The sequence below is a fragment of the Stenotrophomonas sp. GSD10 genome, from assembly GCF_056172695.1.
Map to the genome: position 1 here is coordinate 2,411,220 of NZ_JAOCMC010000002.1, position 16,057 is coordinate 2,427,276.

Annotated in this window: 16 protein-coding genes and 2 pseudogenes; 10 read left to right on the plus strand and 8 right to left on the minus strand. The window is 67.6% G+C overall.

The features are described 5' to 3' along the window. Nucleotides 1–26 precede the first annotated feature (26 nt). From N4G47_RS11385 to N4G47_RS11405, 5 genes are all read right to left on the minus strand, one after another. Complete coding sequence (locus tag N4G47_RS11385) at nucleotides 27–1,142, minus strand: alkene reductase (RefSeq protein ID WP_475287203.1); 1,116 nt, start codon at nucleotides 1,140–1,142, stop codon at nucleotides 27–29. A gap of 138 nt (nucleotides 1,143–1,280) precedes the next feature. Then, entirely contained in the window at nucleotides 1,281–2,156 is an 876-nt protein-coding gene (locus N4G47_RS11390; RefSeq protein WP_475287204.1) for an EcsC family protein, read from the minus strand. Nucleotides 2,157–2,262: 106 nt separating this feature from the next. After that, nucleotides 2,263–2,835, minus strand: coding sequence for an oligoribonuclease (gene orn / locus N4G47_RS11395; protein ID WP_475287206.1), 573 nt, complete (start codon nucleotides 2,833–2,835; stop codon nucleotides 2,263–2,265). A gap of 75 nt (nucleotides 2,836–2,910) precedes the next feature. Beyond that, nucleotides 2,911–3,435, minus strand: a complete 525-nt coding sequence (gene tadA / locus N4G47_RS11400; protein ID WP_475287208.1) for a tRNA adenosine(34) deaminase TadA — start codon at nucleotides 3,433–3,435, stop codon at nucleotides 2,911–2,913. Nucleotides 3,436–3,510: 75 nt separating this feature from the next. Then, nucleotides 3,511–3,870 carry a winged helix-turn-helix transcriptional regulator gene (locus tag N4G47_RS11405; protein WP_107233138.1) on the minus strand — a complete coding sequence of 120 codons (360 nt, stop codon included), beginning with the start codon at nucleotides 3,868–3,870 and terminating at the stop codon, nucleotides 3,511–3,513. Between the two features lie 78 nt (nucleotides 3,871–3,948). Here N4G47_RS11405 and N4G47_RS11410 point away from each other — a divergent pair, with 78 nt between their 5' ends. After that, the gene (locus N4G47_RS11410; RefSeq protein ID WP_475287210.1) at nucleotides 3,949–4,716 is read left to right on the plus strand and encodes an NAD(P)H-dependent oxidoreductase; all 768 of its coding nucleotides are present in this window, start codon (nucleotides 3,949–3,951) and stop codon (nucleotides 4,714–4,716) included. A gap of 68 nt (nucleotides 4,717–4,784) precedes the next feature. Further along, a complete protein-coding gene (locus N4G47_RS11415) occupies nucleotides 4,785–5,222 on the plus strand; it encodes an acetyltransferase (RefSeq protein ID WP_475287212.1) in 438 nt (145 codons plus the stop codon). 10 nt (nucleotides 5,223–5,232) lie between these two features. Here the strand turns inward: N4G47_RS11415 and N4G47_RS11420 are convergent, their stop codons facing one another. Then, on the minus strand, nucleotides 5,233–5,739 hold the full coding sequence (locus N4G47_RS11420) for a GNAT family N-acetyltransferase (RefSeq protein ID WP_475287214.1): 507 nt from the start codon (nucleotides 5,737–5,739) through the stop codon (nucleotides 5,233–5,235). 73 nt (nucleotides 5,740–5,812) lie between these two features. Then, on the minus strand, nucleotides 5,813–6,070 hold the full coding sequence (locus N4G47_RS11425) for a YjhX family toxin (protein ID WP_040007459.1): 258 nt from the start codon (nucleotides 6,068–6,070) through the stop codon (nucleotides 5,813–5,815). 265 nt (nucleotides 6,071–6,335) lie between these two features. Between N4G47_RS11425 and N4G47_RS11430 the strand changes: the two genes are divergently transcribed. From N4G47_RS11430 to N4G47_RS11455, 6 genes and pseudogenes are all read left to right on the plus strand, one after another. Continuing rightward, nucleotides 6,336–6,995: an HD domain-containing protein gene (locus N4G47_RS11430; protein ID WP_475287216.1), complete on the plus strand. Its 660-nt coding sequence runs from the start codon at nucleotides 6,336–6,338 to the stop codon at nucleotides 6,993–6,995. A gap of 117 nt (nucleotides 6,996–7,112) precedes the next feature. Beyond that, the gene (locus N4G47_RS11435; protein WP_475287218.1) at nucleotides 7,113–8,324 is read left to right on the plus strand and encodes an MFS transporter; all 1,212 of its coding nucleotides are present in this window, start codon (nucleotides 7,113–7,115) and stop codon (nucleotides 8,322–8,324) included. Between the two features lie 155 nt (nucleotides 8,325–8,479). After that, a complete protein-coding gene (locus N4G47_RS11440; RefSeq protein ID WP_107233131.1) occupies nucleotides 8,480–8,956 on the plus strand; it encodes a hypothetical protein in 477 nt (158 codons plus the stop codon). A 102-nt stretch (nucleotides 8,957–9,058) separates the two neighbouring features. Further along, the gene (locus N4G47_RS11445) at nucleotides 9,059–9,328 is read left to right on the plus strand and encodes a hypothetical protein (protein ID WP_475287220.1); all 270 of its coding nucleotides are present in this window, start codon (nucleotides 9,059–9,061) and stop codon (nucleotides 9,326–9,328) included. 111 nt (nucleotides 9,329–9,439) lie between these two features. Beyond that, nucleotides 9,440–11,142, plus strand: a pseudogene (locus N4G47_RS11450) (ATP-binding protein). Nucleotides 11,143–11,276: 134 nt separating this feature from the next. Continuing rightward, nucleotides 11,277–11,522, plus strand: a complete 246-nt coding sequence (locus N4G47_RS11455; RefSeq protein ID WP_475287222.1) for a hypothetical protein — start codon at nucleotides 11,277–11,279, stop codon at nucleotides 11,520–11,522. 45 nt (nucleotides 11,523–11,567) lie between these two features. Here N4G47_RS11455 and N4G47_RS11460 read toward each other — a convergent pair whose 3' ends face one another. After that, nucleotides 11,568–13,097 carry an FAD-dependent monooxygenase gene (locus tag N4G47_RS11460; RefSeq protein WP_475287224.1) on the minus strand — a complete coding sequence of 510 codons (1,530 nt, stop codon included), beginning with the start codon at nucleotides 13,095–13,097 and terminating at the stop codon, nucleotides 11,568–11,570. A gap of 82 nt (nucleotides 13,098–13,179) precedes the next feature. Here N4G47_RS11460 and N4G47_RS11465 point away from each other — a divergent pair. Both N4G47_RS11465 and N4G47_RS11470 read left to right on the plus strand, forming a co-directional pair. Then, nucleotides 13,180–13,823 (plus strand): annotated as a pseudogene (locus N4G47_RS11465) (TetR/AcrR family transcriptional regulator). Between the two features lie 73 nt (nucleotides 13,824–13,896). Next, complete coding sequence (locus tag N4G47_RS11470) at nucleotides 13,897–16,038, plus strand: TonB-dependent siderophore receptor (protein ID WP_475287226.1); 2,142 nt, start codon at nucleotides 13,897–13,899, stop codon at nucleotides 16,036–16,038. Nucleotides 16,039–16,057 lie beyond the last annotated feature (19 nt).

Genomic DNA, 16,057 nt, shown 5'->3' on the forward strand with positions numbered 1-16,057 from the left:
CGGCCGCTGGCCGGCAGCCTCCAGTATCAGGCAGCGACGCTTTCCTCCAGCGTCGGGTAGTCGGTGAACCCAACCGCATCACCGCCAAAGAACCTCGCACGATCCGGCGGATTCAGTTCTGCACCGGTACGCAGGCGCTCAGGCAGATCCGGGTTGGCGATGAACGGCCGGCCGAACCCGATCAGATCCGCCCAGCCTTCTGCCAACGCCTGCTCGGCGCGCTCGGCGGTGTACTTGCCGGCATAGATCAGCGTGCCCGGGTAGACCATGCGCAGCGCCTGCTTGAACGCCACCGGCATCAGCGGCGCATCCTCCCAGTCGGCTTCGGCAATGTGCAGATAGCCCACACCCAGTTCGCCCAGCAGATGCGCAGCGGCCAGATAGGTCGCCTGCGGCGTATCGTCCACCGCGCCCTGCAGCGTGGTCAGCGGTGCCAAGCGCACGCCGACGCGTTCACCGCCCATCACCGACACCACCGTCTGCACCACCTCGCGCAGGAAGCGCAGGCGGTTCTGCAGCGAGCCGCCATAGCCATCGGTACGCTGGTTGGCCTGCGAGTCGATGAACTGGTTGATCAGATAACCATTGGCGCCGTGCAGCTCGACACCGTCGAAGCCCGCCTCCAGCGCGTTGCGCGCGGCCTGCGCGTAATCGGCGACGATGCCCGGAATCTCGTCCTCGCCCAGCGCGCGTGGCATCGAGTGCTGGATCATCTCGCCCACGCCCGCTTCCGGGCCGGCACCGGCCGGGTCGACGAACACCTTCACGCCTTCGGCCAGCAGTGCCGAGGACGATACCGGCGCTGCGCCATTGGGCTGCAGGGCCACATGCGAGACGCGGCCGACGTGCCACAGCTGCGCGTAGATGCGGCCGCCGGCGGCATGCACCGCATCGGTCACCTGGCGCCAGCCCTGCACCTGTTCCGGGCTGTGGATGCCCGGCGTCCAGGCGTAGCCCTGGCCCTGTGCACTGATCTGGGTGCCTTCGCTGACGATCAGGCCGGCGCTGGCACGCTGCGCGTAGTAGGTCGCCATCTCGGCGGTGGCGACATTGCCGGCGGCCGCGCGCGAGCGGGTCATCGGCGGCATCACGATGCGGTTGGGCAGGGTCAGTGCGCCCAGGCGGTGGGGAGTGAACAGCATGGCAGACATCTCTTGCGGGGGAGTGCCGGCAAGAATGGGGACCGCCTGCGAAAGGCAACAGGCGTGTTGTGGCAAAACAGTTGTGCCCGGCAGGCAAGGATGGCCTTGCATGAAGGCTCATCCACGCACGGCGTGAATCTACTCCAGGCTGGGCTCGATCCTGATCGCGCCATGCGCCACCCGGTCATAGCAGGTGCGCACCACATCTTCGCCGTACTTCAGTTCCAGCCGACGCACGATGAAGTGACCCCGCGCCATGTCCTGGTAGTAGTCGGTGAACATGGTATTGAGCGTTGCACCGGCGGCGGCACCGACGATCGGCACCGCCTGCGCGGCGAACTTCTCAGTGACCACCACGCCGAAGCGCGCCGCCACCTTCTCCACCAGCTTCGCCAGCAGCTTGCCGGCTTCCTTCGGTGCCACGCCCAGGGTCAGGTCGCGACCGGTCACCACGCGCCCTGCCAGTTCGGCCGACAGATGCCTCATCACGTCGGTGGTGAAGCCACGGGCCAGGTAGTAGCCGGTCTCGCTGGCGTCATCGCGCGGCGAGTTGCCGCCCAGCGCGAACACCTCCAGGCAGGCCTGGCGGGTGCTGAACTCGGACAGATCGAAGCCCTCGCTGCGGGCCACGTCGGCCACCGCACGCATCATGATGGTGGTCGACACCGGCAGTTCGATGAACAGCGCGGCGAAGCCGAACGCCCCGCCCACCGCACCGGAGGTGGCGACCGCCAGTTTGTGCCAGCGGGTGGAGGCGCCCTTGCCGGGCGTGTTGTCCATGCTCCACAACGCGGCCTGCGCCGATTTGGACAGCGCCGCCTGCACCGCGCCATGGATGCGGCCGGAGACTGCCTTGGGCAGCGCCTTCACCGCGAACTCCAGCGGCGTGCCGACCAGGTTGGCCATGCGCGCGGTCAGCGTCGGCGCTTCCAGCAGCGCCACCGCCCGCTGCAGGTCGGACCAGTCGCGGGCGTCGTGGGCGATATCGCGGGGGAGCAGGATGGGCTCGTTCATGGCGCCGATCTTAGCGCCGGGAAGTTGAACGGTTCGTCGCGGGGCACGGCAGAGGGGTCAGAGCCCTTTCCGCCGGAAAGGGATCCGCCCCCAACGGGCGACGGCATCAGGCAGCCGGCAGGCCCGACAGTGCGCCCATGAACTGGCGGTAGTGGCGCAGTTCGGCGATCGAGTCATGCACATCGCTCAGCGCGGTGTGGTTGCTGTTCTTGCCGACACCGGCAGCCACGGTCGGCGCCCAGCGCTTGGCCAGTTCCTTCACCGTGGACACGTCCAGGTTGCGGTAGTGGAAGTACTTCTCCAGCCGCGGCATCTGCCGGTGCAGGAAGCGGCGGTCCTGGCAGATCGAGTTGCCGCACATCGGCGACAGGCTTGAGGGAATCCATTGCGCCAGGAAGTTCACCGTCTGCGCCTCGGCCTGGCCCAGGGTGACGGTGCTGTCCACAACGCGCTGCCACAGGCCGGAACGGCGGTGCTGGTTGCGGTTCCACTCGTCCATCGCTTCCAGCGTTTCCAGCGGGTGGTGGATGGCGAACTCCGGACCCTCGGCCAGCACGTTGAGCTGCGCGTCGGTGACCACCGTGGCGATCTCGATGATCGAATCGTTGTCGGTATCCAACCCGGTCATTTCCAGGTCGATCCAGATCAGTCGCTCGTTGGCCGCGCCGTTTTCCGCCATGGTGTCGCCTCGTTGCTGGGCAGGCGCGCAGCCCACCGGGAAAGGAAAGAGGCGCCCATCATACCCCTTCGCCGTTCAGCCCTCGTCGGCGTGATCTTCCAGCAGCAACGGCGGCTTGCCACGCTTGGCACGGAAATAGTTGGTCAGGCGCGTACTGGCGTCCTTGGCCAGCACGCCGCCATGGATCTCCACCCGGTGGTTGTGGCGCGCGTCACCCAGCAGGTCGAACACGCTGCCACAGGCGCCGGTCTTGGGGTCGCTGGCGCCGTAGACCAGGCGCGAGACACGCGCATGCACGATGGCCATCGCACACATCGCGCACGGCTCCAGGGTGACGTACAAGGTGCTGCCGAGCAGCCGGTGATTGGCCAGTCGCGCACCACCGGCACGCATCGCCACGATCTCGGCATGCGCGCTGGGATCGTGCGAAGCGATGTTGAGGTTCCAGCCTTCGCCCAGCAGCTGGCCGTCGGCACCGACCAGCACCGCACCGACCGGGATCTCGTCGAACTCGCGCTGCGCGCGCTCGGCCAGCGCCAGCGCGTGGCGCATCCAATGTTCATCGGCGTCGTGCACCGGTACACCCAGGGCATCGGTCATGGCGGTTCTCCGGTATCAACAGGGCCAGGCTGGCCGCCCGGGCCGTAGTGTACGCCGGCGGCCGTGCAGGCGCTGCTAACGTGCGTCGAAGCGCTCGCGTGCCGCGTCCAGCACCGGAAAGTTGATTTCCGCCCAGCGGTCGAGGCTGGCCAGCGTAGCCACCAGGCCCCGCGCGACCTCGGTCAACCGGTACTCCACGTGCAGCGGCTTGCGCCCCAGCTCGCAGCGCTCGACCAGACCGTGACGCTCCAGCTGCCGCAGGGTCTGGGTCAGCACCTTCTGCGAGATGCCCTCGATCTTGCGCAGCAGTGCGCCATTGCGTTGCGGGCCGTCAGCCAGCGCAGGCAACACCAGCATCACCCACTTGCCGGAGATCAGCGCCAGCGCATCGCGCGCCGAGCAGTCCGCCGCATAGACATCGCCGGGATGGGCCATGGTTACCTCAAAGTGCGTAATTGCCGGGGCAATCCGGCGTCGCGAGGATGGTCGCACATCCCTCGCCGAGCCCACCCCATGCGCGCACTGATCGTGCTTGCCCACCCCGAACCACGGTCCTTCAACGCCCATCTGGCCGCGCAGGCCGCCGAACAGCTGCGTCGCGACGGCATCAGCGTGGAGGTGGTCGATCTGTACGCGGAGGACTTCGATCCCTGCGAGGCCGCCCACCACCATCGGCAACGCCTGCAACCGGAGCGCTTCGATGCCCAGCGCGAGCAGCGGCACAGCGCCGAACTCGGCAACCTGCCCGCCGACATCCAGCGTCACCTGCAACAGCTGCACGCCGCCGATCTGCTGGTCCTGCAGTTTCCGCTGTGGTGGTTCGCCGCGCCCGCCATTCTCAAGGGCTGGCTGGATCGCGTGCTGGTCTATGGGCCGATGTACAACAGCCGGCAGCGCCACGAACACGGGGTGATGCAGGGCAAACGTGCACTGCTCAGCGTCACCACCGGCTCGTCGGCACGGGCCTGCGCGGTCGATGGACGCGAAGGCGATACCGGGCTGCTGCTGTGGCCGTTGATGTACAGCCTGCGCTACATCGGCTTCGAGGTGATGCAGCCGCATCGGGTGCATGGCGTGCGCTCGGGGCTCGCGGCGCAACGCGTGCAGGCGCACGACGACGCACTCGTCGCCGCCGTACAGGATTACCGGGAACGGCTGGCGCACTGGCAGCACTGGCCGACCGTGCCCTTCAACGACAGCCAGGACTTTGAAGGCGGCGTCGTGCTGCGCGCGCAGGCGGCCGCGCACAGCCCGTTCATCCGCCACCGCAGCGGTGAGTGAAGCCCGGCCTGTACAGACGCGTGCAAGGCCTCATACTTCGCCTTTATCCAAAGCACCTTGGTGACCCCATGACCACCCTGCGCCCCTCGCGCGCCGACGACGGCGCGGCCCTCGTCGATCTCTGGCGCCGCGCTGTCGACGCCACCCACGACTTCCTCAGCGCCGACGACCGCCAGGCCATCGATGCCGAAGTGGCCAGCTTCCTGCCACAGGCGCCCTTGACCGTCGCCGTCGATGCCCAGGACCGTCCATTGGGCTTCATGCTGATCGATGGCACGCACATGGAAGCGCTGTTCATCGACCCCGATGTGCGTGGCACCGGTATCGGCCGTCGGCTTCTGCAGCACGCACTGGCGCTGCATCCGCAGCTGAGCACCGACGTCAATGTGCAGAATGCGCAGGCAGTGGGGTTCTACCTGCGCATGGGCTTTGTCGAAACCGGCCGCTCAGCGCTGGATTCGCAGGGCCGTGCCTATCCGCTGATCCACCTTCGGCACGCGGGCTGAGCGCCTGCGGTCAGGCGGTCGCATCGAACGCCGGCGAGTAGCGAACCTCTCCCTGCGCCAGCGGTGGCTGCAGGCACAACGCCTGGAAGTACTCGGCAGGCACGCCCGGCAGTACCAGCCCCGGCTCGGCGCGGAAGCCGAACCGGCCGTAGTACGCCGGCTCGCCCAGCAGCACGCAGCCGCGCGCGCCCTGCTGGCGAAGGGCGTCGATGGCCGCGCGCATCAACGCGGCCCCGATGCCCTGCCCCTGCCGCGCCGGCAGCACCGAGATCGGGCCCAGGCCATACCAGCCGCTGCTGCCATCGGAAACCGTCACCGGCGACACCGCCACGTGGCCGAGCAGCAGCCCGTTGTCCACGGCCAGCAGCGAAACCGACAGTTCACCGCGTGCGCGCAGTGCGTCGACGATGAACTGCTCGGTGTGGCTGCTGTGTTCGGCCGTGGCGAAGGCCGCAGCCGTCAGCGCGTGGATGCCGTCGATGTCGGCCGGGGTTTCAGTGCGGATGATGAAATTCAAGAGGCACCTCGTTCAGTGCGGCGGACCCGGCCAGCGGGCCCGCGGGAAGGGAAAAGAGTCGATACGACGTGCATCAGCGATTGTCCAGCTGCGGGCGCACCGCGACCAGTCCGGCGCGGTTGATCCGGTAGGGACGACCGTCATGCGAACTGATCAGGCGCTTGTTCTTCAGCTTCTTGAAGACGGCCAGGGTGCAATCGCTCAGCAACAAGCCTTCACGGTTGAAGCATTCAACACTGCGGACACGGCCTGAGCCGTCACGGCTGAACGCAATGCAGCCGCCCTGGGCGAGGACGTGCAGCGTCCTCTGCTCCGCTCGGGAGATATTCATGGGAAAAGAGATCCTGCGTAATCGGAAATGCGGACGACGCGGGCGGCCAACGGCGCCCGGTCACGGAACCACGCATTCGATAACCGCTCCCGGCAGACACACGGGAAGGGTTATCCGATGACGACAATCTCCAACATGAAGAACCACACTCGGCAGGCGCCTGCGTGCTGCAGGCCCGCGCACGTTACCCAGCCCCCTGCGGCGGGTCAACCTCGGCGGCGCCGTGGTTGGGCGATAATTTATCTTCCAGCAGCAGGAGGCAACGATGGACTGGGTCGTACAGGCACGCACATTGGCAAGCCAAGCCCATGCCGGGCAACAGGACAAGGCCGGACAGCCCTACATCGAACATGTCGCGCGCGTGGCCGCCGCGATCGATGACGATGACACGGCCAAGGCGGCGGCGTGGCTGCATGATGTGGTGGAGGATTGCCCGCAGTACGCGCCACGGCTGGCGGCCTTTCCGGCGCCGATCCGCGACATCGTGACCCTGCTCAACCGGCACAGTGCCGCCGATGCCCCGCATTACTACGCTGGGATCCGTCAGCATCCACGGGCATTGAAGGTGAAGCTGGCCGACATCGCCGACAACGCCCATCCACGCCGCTTGCTGCAGCTGCCGCCGGAGGTGGCCGACCGCCTGCGTGGCAAGTACGCCGCCGCATTGGCCGCGCTCGGCACCCGCAGCGCATCCACCGCCGTGCCCGATCCGGCATCCACCCGCCTGCGCTCGTTGATGGAGGCGGCACGTACCCTGGTTCAGCTGGCTGATGAGGCCGGTGCACACGCCTTTGCCAGTGGCGAGGATCCCTCCACGCATGCGCAGGCGCTGATCAGGGTGCGTGACATCGTGCTGGCCGAACTCGAAGCGCAGATGACGCCGGAAGCGTTCCTTCTCTGGAGCGACATGTACACGCTGGCCTGATCCGCCTTGGGGCGCGGTCGGCACCACCTGCCAAACGCTGATTCTTGGCAGCGGGCGCTGATCGCTGCTGCGCTGCAGCAGTACAATAGGCGGCTCCCCGCCCCATCGCGCCCCCGCATGAGCCCCAACTCTTCCCTGGCTGCGCGGCTGACGCCCCGCCAGCGCACCCTGATCATCCTCGCCCTGTCGCTGGGTGGCTTTGCCATCGGCACCAGTGAATTTGCCAGCATGGGCCTGATGCTGGAGATCAGCCGTGGCCTGGCGATCTCTGAAACCCAGGTCGGCCACCTGATCAGCGCCTATGCCATCGGCGTGGTGGTCGGTGCACCGATCCTGGCCTTCGTCGGTGCCAGCTTCCCACGCCGCAAGCTGCTGCTGGCGCTGATGGGCTTCTATGCGGTGGGCAACCTGGCCAGCGCGCTGGCGCCGAACTACGCCACCATGCTGGCCGCACGCTTCGTCGCTGGCCTGCCACACGGGGCCTACTTCGGTGTGGCGATGCTGGTGGCCGCGGCGATCAGCCCGGCCGGGCAGCGTGGCCAGGCGATGTCGCGCGTACTGCTGGGCCTGTCGATCGCCATCCTGATCGGCAACCCGCTGACCACCTGGCTGGGCCAGCAGCTGAGCTGGCGCACCGCCTTCGCGCTGGTCAGCGTGCTGGCCATCGCCACTGTGGCGATGATCGCCCGCTTCCTGCTGCCCGACCCGGACGAGGTGCGCACCTCGCCGATGCGCGAACTGCGTGCCTTCAACACCACCCAGGTATGGCTGGCACTGGCGATCGGCGCGGTCGGTTTTGCCGGCATGTTCTGCGTGTTCACCTATCTGGCGCCGACCCTGGTGCAGGTCACCGGCGTGGCCGAATCGTGGATGCCGCTGGCGGTGGGCGTGTTCGGCATCGGCGCGATCATCGGCAACATCGCCGGCGGCTGGCTGGTGGACAAGTTCCACTTCAAGGCCGCCGCCGTGGTGCTGCTGTGGTCGATCGTGATGCTGCTGCTGTATCCGCTGGCCGCGCAGTCGGTGTGGACCATCGGCCCGATGATCATCACCGTGGGCACCATGGGCGCACTGGCAGCGGTGCTGCAGACGCGCCTGATGGACGTTGCCGGTGAAGCACAGACGCTGGCGGCAGCCTCCAACCATGCGGCCTTCAATACCGCCAATGCGCTCGGTCCGTGGCTGGGCGGCATGGCCATCAGCGCCGGTTTCAGCCCGGCCAGCACCGGCTATGTGGGTGCCGCCACTGCCGTCGGCGGCCTGCTGCTGTGGGGTCTGGCGGTGATGCTGGACAGCAGGCGCAAGGGCGGCGTCGCCGGCAGCCGCTGAGCCTCGCGTCGGGGCATCAGCCGTTGCCGGTGCGACGGCGATGCAGGGATCGGCAGGTACCGCGCGGGCAGGCTTCTCTTCGCCGCAGTGATGGCCCACCATCTGCATGATCGGCGGCAGCCCGCCGCCGATTGCAGCATGCAGAAGGAACCAACGTGGCAGCCGTGCCGACCCGAAACCGTGAAAAGCTGCTCGATGACCTGCTCTCGCTGGGCCGCAACTGGGCGCTGGCGATCGCCATCGCCGGTGCGGGGGCGGCCGTCCACTACAGCGAATCGGTGTATGAAGCCGGTCTCTGGCGTGGCCTGCTGCCCACGCTGTGCTTCCTGGTCGCGATCATCTGGATCGTACTCAGCATCATCCGCTTCGACCTGACCATCCAGCAGCACTTCGCGCGCAAGCGGTCACGCTGGCTCAGCCGCCTGTTGTATGTGGTGCTGCTTGGTACCGGCGTCACGGCCGTGTTCTTCGTCACCGAGCTGGCCGCCAGCAACCATATTGCGCGGATGTGCGACTCGGTAGCCAACGAGCCGTCCAGCCGTATCCACCGATCGGCCGAGTGCCAGCGGCTGTACCAGCATCGGGCAGCCTACCGGCAGCGGCTGGAGTCGGCCGAGGGTGAGTTCGACTGAATCATCGTCGTCGCCGGGGCATCCCGCCGATGAACACATTCCGTGGATATGGCGTTGGGCACAGTGCGGGTGCCTCCCACGACCGGCCAGCACGGAGCCGCCATGCATCACCCCTCCGCCCCCGCCCGCCATGACGCCATTGCCCTTCAGGCCGGCATGCTGGGCAGCCTGCTCGGCGTGGCGCTGTTCAAGGCCATCGCGCTGTCGGCGCTGGCCAGTGGCTCGGTGATGGTGATCGGGTTGTGGCTGCTGGCCTGCGCCCTGCTGGGTGCCTGGGCCCTGGCGGCGTGCCTGGCCTGCCTCGCGCTGAGCCGGCGAGTGTTCGTGCTGATGCTGGTGTTGTGCATGGCGCTGATGGCCTGCATCGCCTGATGCGAGGTTGGCTGGCGTTGTTTACCCGCGTGCCGCCAGCGCCTGGACAGATGTGCAGGACCTGCTGACAGGCACTCGGCTATGCTGCCCCACCTTCCCGCGTCGACGGTCATGCTGCCCTTCCCCTTGCCGTCTCCGCGCCCGACCAGCTGGCCTACCGCCTGCTACAGGACAGCGACTGGGCGCGCTCTGCCGCCGCAGCCAGCGCCCCGCCCGAACTGCGCACCCTGCTGGCGATGATTCTCGACTCTCCCGAGCCGCTGTGGATTGCCTGGGGCCACCAGGACAAGACGTTCTTCTTCAACGATGCCTACCTGCCGATGCTGGGCGGCAAGCTGCACGGGGCCATGGGCAATGGCCTGGAACAGGTGTGGGCCGATGTCTGGCAGGTGGTGGCACCGGCGATTGACGATGCGTTTGCCGGCACCAGCCGCAGCTTCAACAATCTGCCCCTGATGATGGACCGCGACGGCACGCTGCGGGAAACCTTCTGGACGTTTTCCTATTCGCCGCTGCGCGTCGGCAATGGCACAGTGGCCGGCATCATCTGCGTGGTCAGCGAACAGACCGAGCGGGTGATCGAGCGCGACCGGCACAGCCGCCAGGTCGCGGCCATCACCGAACAGGCACGCGAGGCGCATCTGGAGCTGGTACGCGCGCGCGAACAGCTGCGGCAGTCGCAGAAGCTGGAGGCCATCGGCCAGCTAACCGGCGGCGTCGCCCACGACTTCAACAACCTGCTGCAGGTCATCACCGGTTCGGTGGACATGCTGCTGCACACCTGGCCTGGCGACGATCCGCGCCTGCGCTACATCCAGGCCATCGGCAGCGCCTCGGACAGGGCCACGCGGCTTACCGCGCAGCTGCTGGCATTCTCGCGCCGCCAGAGCCTGTCCCCGGAGGTGTTCGATCTGTGCGAGAGCGTGCAGGCACTGTCGGACATCATCACCACCGTGCTCGGTGCGCGCATCACGATGCGGGTGAACCTGCCTGACACGCCGTTGCCGGTGCTGCTGGACCGCACGCAGCTGGATACCGCCCTGATCAACATCGCGGTCAACGCACGCGATGCCATCGATGGCCAGGGCAGCGTGACGATCCAGGTCGAACAGGTCACCGCGGTACCATCGATCCGCTTTGCCGCACCGATGAAGGGCGCGTTCGCCGCCATCAGCGTGACCGACACCGGTACGGGCATCGATCCGACCGTGGTCGACCGCATCTTCGAGCCGTTCTTCACCACCAAGGATGTCGGTGCAGGAACCGGACTCGGCCTCAGCCAGGTGTTCGGCTTCGTCAAGCAGTCCGAGGGCGAGGTGGATGTGAGCAGCGAACCCGGCACCGGGACGCGTTTTACGCTCTACCTGCCGCTGGCCCAGTCCAGCGGCGCACTCCCGCGGCCGCTGTCACAGCCAGGCCTGGTGCATGGCCACGGGCTGTGCGTGCTGGTGGTGGAAGACAACGTGGATGTGGCCGAGTTCGCGGTCGGTGCGCTGCGCGAACTCGACTACACCGTGGTGCTGGCCCGCAATGCAGACCAAGCGCTGGCCGCGCTGGAACAGGATGCCGCGCGCTTCCATGTGATGTTCAGTGACGTGGTGATGCCCGGCACCAACGGACTGGACCTGGCCCGCAACGTCCGCAGCCGGTTCCCGGATCTGCCGATCATCCTCACCAGCGGCTACAGCGAACTGCTGGCGCGTGACCCGGGGCATGGCTTCACCCTGCTGCGCAAACCCTATTCACTCAAGCAGCTGGCGGCGGTGATGACCGAGGCCGGGCGACAGCGCTCGCCTGTGCCGGTGCGGGTGTAGCGCCTGCCGCGATAGCCACCGCCGACTATCGCGCAACTGTTACAACATAACAAGTGCACTTGGATGGATTGCGCGTGCCTGCTGTCACGGATTTGAATCGCATGGCCAGTCCGGCATCACCTCCGAGAACCCCCATGACCTTGTCGTCCCTGTACCGCGCCGCACCTGCCTTGATCGTCGTGTCCGTTCTCAGTGCCTGTGCCACCTATGACGACAACGCGATGCACCCGGCCTGCCAGGAATCACCGCACCTCAAGGACCTGCCGCCCGACGTCGCCGCGCGCGAAAGCCGCTGCAACAAGGGCATGGAAGTGTGGTCCAGCGAGCGCAAGGGCAGCGACAAGCCACTGGACCTGAGTGGCAGGAAGAAGGATCTCTGAGCGAAAGCGGCGCAGTCCTCACCGGCTGCGCCGCAGCCGCGCCGATCAGGCCGGCGCCAGCACACCGAACCAGCGCTGCAGCGCCTCGGACAGCCCCTTCGCATCGCCACCGGCATCGCAGGCCCAGGCCACGATGCCGTCGGGCCGGACCAGCACCGCACCGAGACCCAGTGTGTCGTGCACCGGCGAAGCCATGCAGGTGAGGCGATGCAGCTCGCCGTCAATGTCCTCGCAGAGCGCGGAATCGGCGTCGAACACCAGCAGCACCCCGCTACCGGCGCGCAGCAGCTCGGCCATGCGACGGCCATCGCCCAACTGCAAGTCCGGCACGCTGCGGCCGACCAGCGGATGCCCTTCACCCAGGTCCAGCCGCTGCGCAACACCCCAGACCCGTTCGGCCAGGTAGGTCGCGCCGTCGCCGGTCTCGGCCAGGTCGGCGATGACCGCCGCCAGCGCACGCGAGCCCGTACCAGGACGCATCAGCGCCACCTGCGCGCGCGACCAGTCCAGCACCCGCGCGCCGATCGGATGCCGCTCAGCGCCATAACTGTCGAGCAGCGTGCTTTCGGCCTTACCATGCACCACGGCCGCCAGCTTCCAGCCAAGATTCATCGCATCGCCGATGCCCAGGTTCAGGCCCTGCCCGCCCAGCGGCGAATGCACATGCGCGGCATCGCCGGCCAGCAGTACGCGCCCGTTGCGATAGCTCGTCGCCTGGCGCGCACCATCGGTCCAGGTGCTGTGCAGATGCAGCGCGGTGAGGGTGGCCTCTCGCCCGGAAATACGCCGCAGCAGGGCCTGCGCCGCCTCTCGATCAAGCGGTGTGCGATGGCCTGCGCCACCATCGAAATCGGCCAGTGCCAGCACGTCGGGCGGATTGAAATTGCACATGCCGTGCGCGGTGTACTGGCGGCCCAGCGTCAGCACCGAAGGGTCGTCCAGTTCCACACGCAACGAATGCCCGGTGAACTCCGGGTCGGTGCCGGCGAAGCTGAAGCCGCACTGCTTGCGCACGGTGCTGCGGCCGCCATCGCAGCCGACCAGCCAGGCGGCGCGCAGCGGTCCAGCGGCGGTCTCGATGGTCACTTCCGCATCGCCCGCCTGCACCGCCTGCAGCGCGCAGCCACGTTCGATGCGCACCCCCAGCGCGACCGCGCGGTCGCTCAGCACGGTTTCCAGCGCGTGCAGTTCCACCGCCATCTGGGTGCCAACCGGTGTAGCGAGGCGATACGGCCAGCGCCTGCTGTCGACGTTGTCCAGGGCGAACGGGATGCCGGCAAAGTGACCGCCCAGCGGCCGCGACTGCGCCAACCAATGCGCGGTGCCGGGTGGGGGCGCGCCCTTGTCGGGCTTGAGCACCTGGGTCGCGGCCACCGCCTCGAGCAGGCCGCGCCGGTCCAGCGCCTCCAGGGTGGGCGCATTCAAGCCGCGCAGGCCGAACGGCAAGCGCTTCAGCGGCGACTGCGGCGATGCGGCCGCTTCCAGCACCAGCACCGAACAGCCGGCCAGGGCCAGCTCGCAGGACAGGAACAGGCCGACCGGACCGGCTCCGGCAATAACCACGTCGTACCGCATGAGGATTCCTCGTGAGCACCGGGCCGGCGCTCTGGCAGGCATAATGTTACACTCGGTGTACGTTTCCACAAGTGAACCGCCCATGACCCCGCCCCCTGGCCGCCGTGAGCAGCGCAAAGCCGAGACCCGACAGGTGATTTCCGACGTCGCCACCGGGTTGATCATCGCGCGTGGCTTCGAAGCGGTGTCGATGTCAGAGATCGCCGAGGCCGCCGGCGTCTCGCGCAAGACGGTGTTCAACTACTTCGCCAGCAAGGAAGACCTGGTCTTCGACCGCGACGAAGAGGCGCGCGCGCTGCTGCGCGAAGGCATGGCCGAGCGCGGCAACATGACGCCCCTGGCCGCGTTCCAGTCGCTGCTGTGCAGCCTGCTGCACAGTGGCCATCCCCTGCTGCGGATCAACGCCGGTGCCGCAGCGTTCTGGGCCACGGTGGCCGACAGCCCGGTGCTGGTCGCGCACGCGCGGCGCCTGCAGGCGCAGCTCACCGATGATCTGGCCCACTTGATGGCCACCGCGGCCGGTCGCCCAGCCCATGATGCCGAGGCCCGGCTGGGCGCGGCGATGCTGCTGGCCTCGGTGGTGGCCGCCTACGAAAGGGGCCTGGCCAGCCAGGCACTGGGCGAGGATCCGCGCGAGGCGATGCTGCAGCTGATGGTGCGCGGCGCCACCGGCGTGCTGGTCGCGCTGGCCGGTACCCCTACACCGACCCCGGCGCACGTCCATAGCGCATTCGGGGGATAGGTCACGAAGTGTTGCAAATGCTAATCTTTCTCATTTGCAGCCACCTCCCCGCCCGCCATGCCCTCTCCCCTGCTCCGCGCGCACGCCCTGTACCTGGCGCTGACGCTGCCCCTGGCCACTCTCTGCCAGGCTGCCGAACCCTCCCCTCCAGCCGCTACAGTGCTGGACAAGGTGGAAGTGCGCGGCCGTGCGCAGACCCTGTACCGGGTGGACGATGCCGCAGTCGGTACCCGCACCGACACGCCGCTGGAGCTCGTTCCGCAATCGATCCAGGTGGTGCCACGCGAGCTGATCGACGATCAGGCGGCGCGCCAGGTCACCGACCTGTACCGCAGCATCAGCGGCATCAGCTTCTTCAGCTATGCCGGCGTCACCCTGCGCGGCTTCCGCCAGGAGAACGTGTTGTACGACGGCCTGCGCGGCGATCCGTACGCCGGCTTCTCGGTGCCGCAGCTGTTCAACATCGAACGGGTGGAGGTCCTGAAGGGACCGGCCGGGGCGCTCTATGGTGGCGGTGATGCCGGCGGCGTCATCAACTACGTCACGCGCAAGCCGAAGGCCAGCGCCGAGCGCCGCATCGAAGTGCAGATGGGCAACAAGGATTTCCGCGCCGGCTCCATCGAAGGCACCGGCCCGTTGAACGCCGACGGCAGCGTGCGCTACCGCGCAGGGCTGTATGCCGATACCGAGCAGGGCGTGCGCTGGAACGCCGACAGCGAAAGCGTGATCGGTGATGCCTCGCTGGCCTTCGATGTCGGCCAGACCGGCGAGCTGGTGCTGCAGTTCACCGACATCACCCAGAACCTGGGCGGCAACCGCCTGCGCGGCGTGCCGGTGAACGATGCCGGCACCTTCCTGACCGACCGCCGCTGGAACCATAACGAGGCCAGCGACTTCCTCGACATGCGCGCGAAGGTGGCGTTGGTGCAGTACCGTTTCGCGCCGCGTGACAACCTGGATGTGGACCTCGCCGCACGCTGGTTCAGCAACAACGAGCACCAGATGTACCACGAGCCGATGGGTCTGATCGACCGCGACCGCGATGGCGTGGCCGAGTGGATGACCCGGCAGCTGCGCAACCAGGTCCGCGACAACGAGGCCTTCACCGCCAGCGGTAATGCCGTGTGGCGGATCGACACCGGCCGCGTCGGCCACAAGGTGCTGTTCGGTGCCGATGTGTACCAGCTCGACGCAGACTTCACTGCGCAGACCGCCAACAGCGCCGACCTCGCGCGTGGCGCCGGCCCGGTACGCGGCATCGACCTGTTCAACCCGGTGTACGGCGCCAGCACCTGGCACGACTACAACCTGGCCACCCTGCCCTGGCGCAGCACCTCTACCCGCAGCACACGCTACGGCGCCTACCTGCAGGACGAACTCGCACTGGGCCAGCGCTGGCACGTGCTGGCCGGGCTGCGCTGGGATGGCTTCAAGGATGAGGATCGTCTCGGCGCCAGCAGTGTCGATGGCAACGATCTGAGCTGGCGGCTCGGCAGCACGTTCACCGTTCGCCAGGGGCTGAACCTGTATGCCAACGTAGCCAGTGGCTTCGTGCCGCAGAGCGCGGCGAACCAGAACCCGGCCGCCGGCGGCCCGTTCGACGCCGAGCGCAGCAAGCAATGGGAAATCGGCCTGAAATCGCTGCTGGCCGAACGCGTGAGCGTGAACATGGCGGCCTACCGCATCGACCGCAGCAACATCGTGCAGGCCACCGGCGAGGTGATCGGCGGCGTGAACCAGCTGGCCGCGCTGGGCCTGGTGCGCAGCACCGGCATGGAGCTGGACCTGCTGGCCGATGTCACCGAGCGCTGGGTGCTGAACCTGACCTACGCCTACAACGATGCCCGGGTGAAGGACGCCGGCCCGGGCGGCATCACCAACGCCTCCGGCGACCGCTTCGCCAATGCGCCGCGCAACAAGGTCGGGTTGTGGACGCGCTACGACCTGCCCGCGATCAACTCCGCCATCGGCTTCGGCGCCGACCATGTCGGTGAGCGCGTCAGCCTCGATGGACAGACGGTGAAGGCCTATACCGTGTTCGACATGAGCTGGAAGACCACCTGGAAGCAGTGGCAGTTCCAGGCCAACGTCAAGAACCTGTTCGACAAGGTGTATGCCGCCAGTGGCTTCATCGCACGCAACGGGCACTTCCCGGGCGAACCGCGACGGGTGTATGTGCAGGCCGCTTACACCTTCTGAGCGGCGGCCGCTGTCGCGC

What these genes read in the sequence shown, in the direction of transcription:
- N4G47_RS11385 (WP_475287203.1), bottom strand. Translation starts at nt 1,142, where the DNA reads ATGCTGTTCACTCCCCACCGCCTGGGCGCACTGACCCTGCCCAACCGC.
- N4G47_RS11390 (WP_475287204.1), bottom strand. Translation starts at nt 2,156, where the DNA reads ATGAACGAGCCCATCCTGCTCCCCCGCGATATCGCCCACGACGCCCGC.
- orn (WP_475287206.1), bottom strand. Translation starts at nt 2,835, where the DNA reads ATGGCGGAAAACGGCGCGGCCAACGAGCGACTGATCTGGATCGACCTG.
- tadA (WP_475287208.1), bottom strand. Translation starts at nt 3,435, where the DNA reads ATGACCGATGCCCTGGGTGTACCGGTGCACGACGCCGATGAACATTGG.
- N4G47_RS11405 (WP_107233138.1), bottom strand. Translation starts at nt 3,870, where the DNA reads ATGGCCCATCCCGGCGATGTCTATGCGGCGGACTGCTCGGCGCGCGAT.
- N4G47_RS11410 (WP_475287210.1), top strand. Translation starts at nt 3,949, where the DNA reads ATGCGCGCACTGATCGTGCTTGCCCACCCCGAACCACGGTCCTTCAAC.
- N4G47_RS11415 (WP_475287212.1), top strand. Translation starts at nt 4,785, where the DNA reads ATGACCACCCTGCGCCCCTCGCGCGCCGACGACGGCGCGGCCCTCGTC.
- N4G47_RS11425 (WP_040007459.1), bottom strand. Translation starts at nt 6,070, where the DNA reads ATGAATATCTCCCGAGCGGAGCAGAGGACGCTGCACGTCCTCGCCCAG.
- N4G47_RS11430 (WP_475287216.1), top strand. Translation starts at nt 6,336, where the DNA reads ATGGACTGGGTCGTACAGGCACGCACATTGGCAAGCCAAGCCCATGCC.
- N4G47_RS11435 (WP_475287218.1), top strand. Translation starts at nt 7,113, where the DNA reads ATGAGCCCCAACTCTTCCCTGGCTGCGCGGCTGACGCCCCGCCAGCGC.
- N4G47_RS11445 (WP_475287220.1), top strand. Translation starts at nt 9,059, where the DNA reads ATGCATCACCCCTCCGCCCCCGCCCGCCATGACGCCATTGCCCTTCAG.
- N4G47_RS11455 (WP_475287222.1), top strand. Translation starts at nt 11,277, where the DNA reads ATGACCTTGTCGTCCCTGTACCGCGCCGCACCTGCCTTGATCGTCGTG.
- N4G47_RS11460 (WP_475287224.1), bottom strand. Translation starts at nt 13,097, where the DNA reads ATGCGGTACGACGTGGTTATTGCCGGAGCCGGTCCGGTCGGCCTGTTC.
- N4G47_RS11470 (WP_475287226.1), top strand. Translation starts at nt 13,897, where the DNA reads ATGCCCTCTCCCCTGCTCCGCGCGCACGCCCTGTACCTGGCGCTGACG.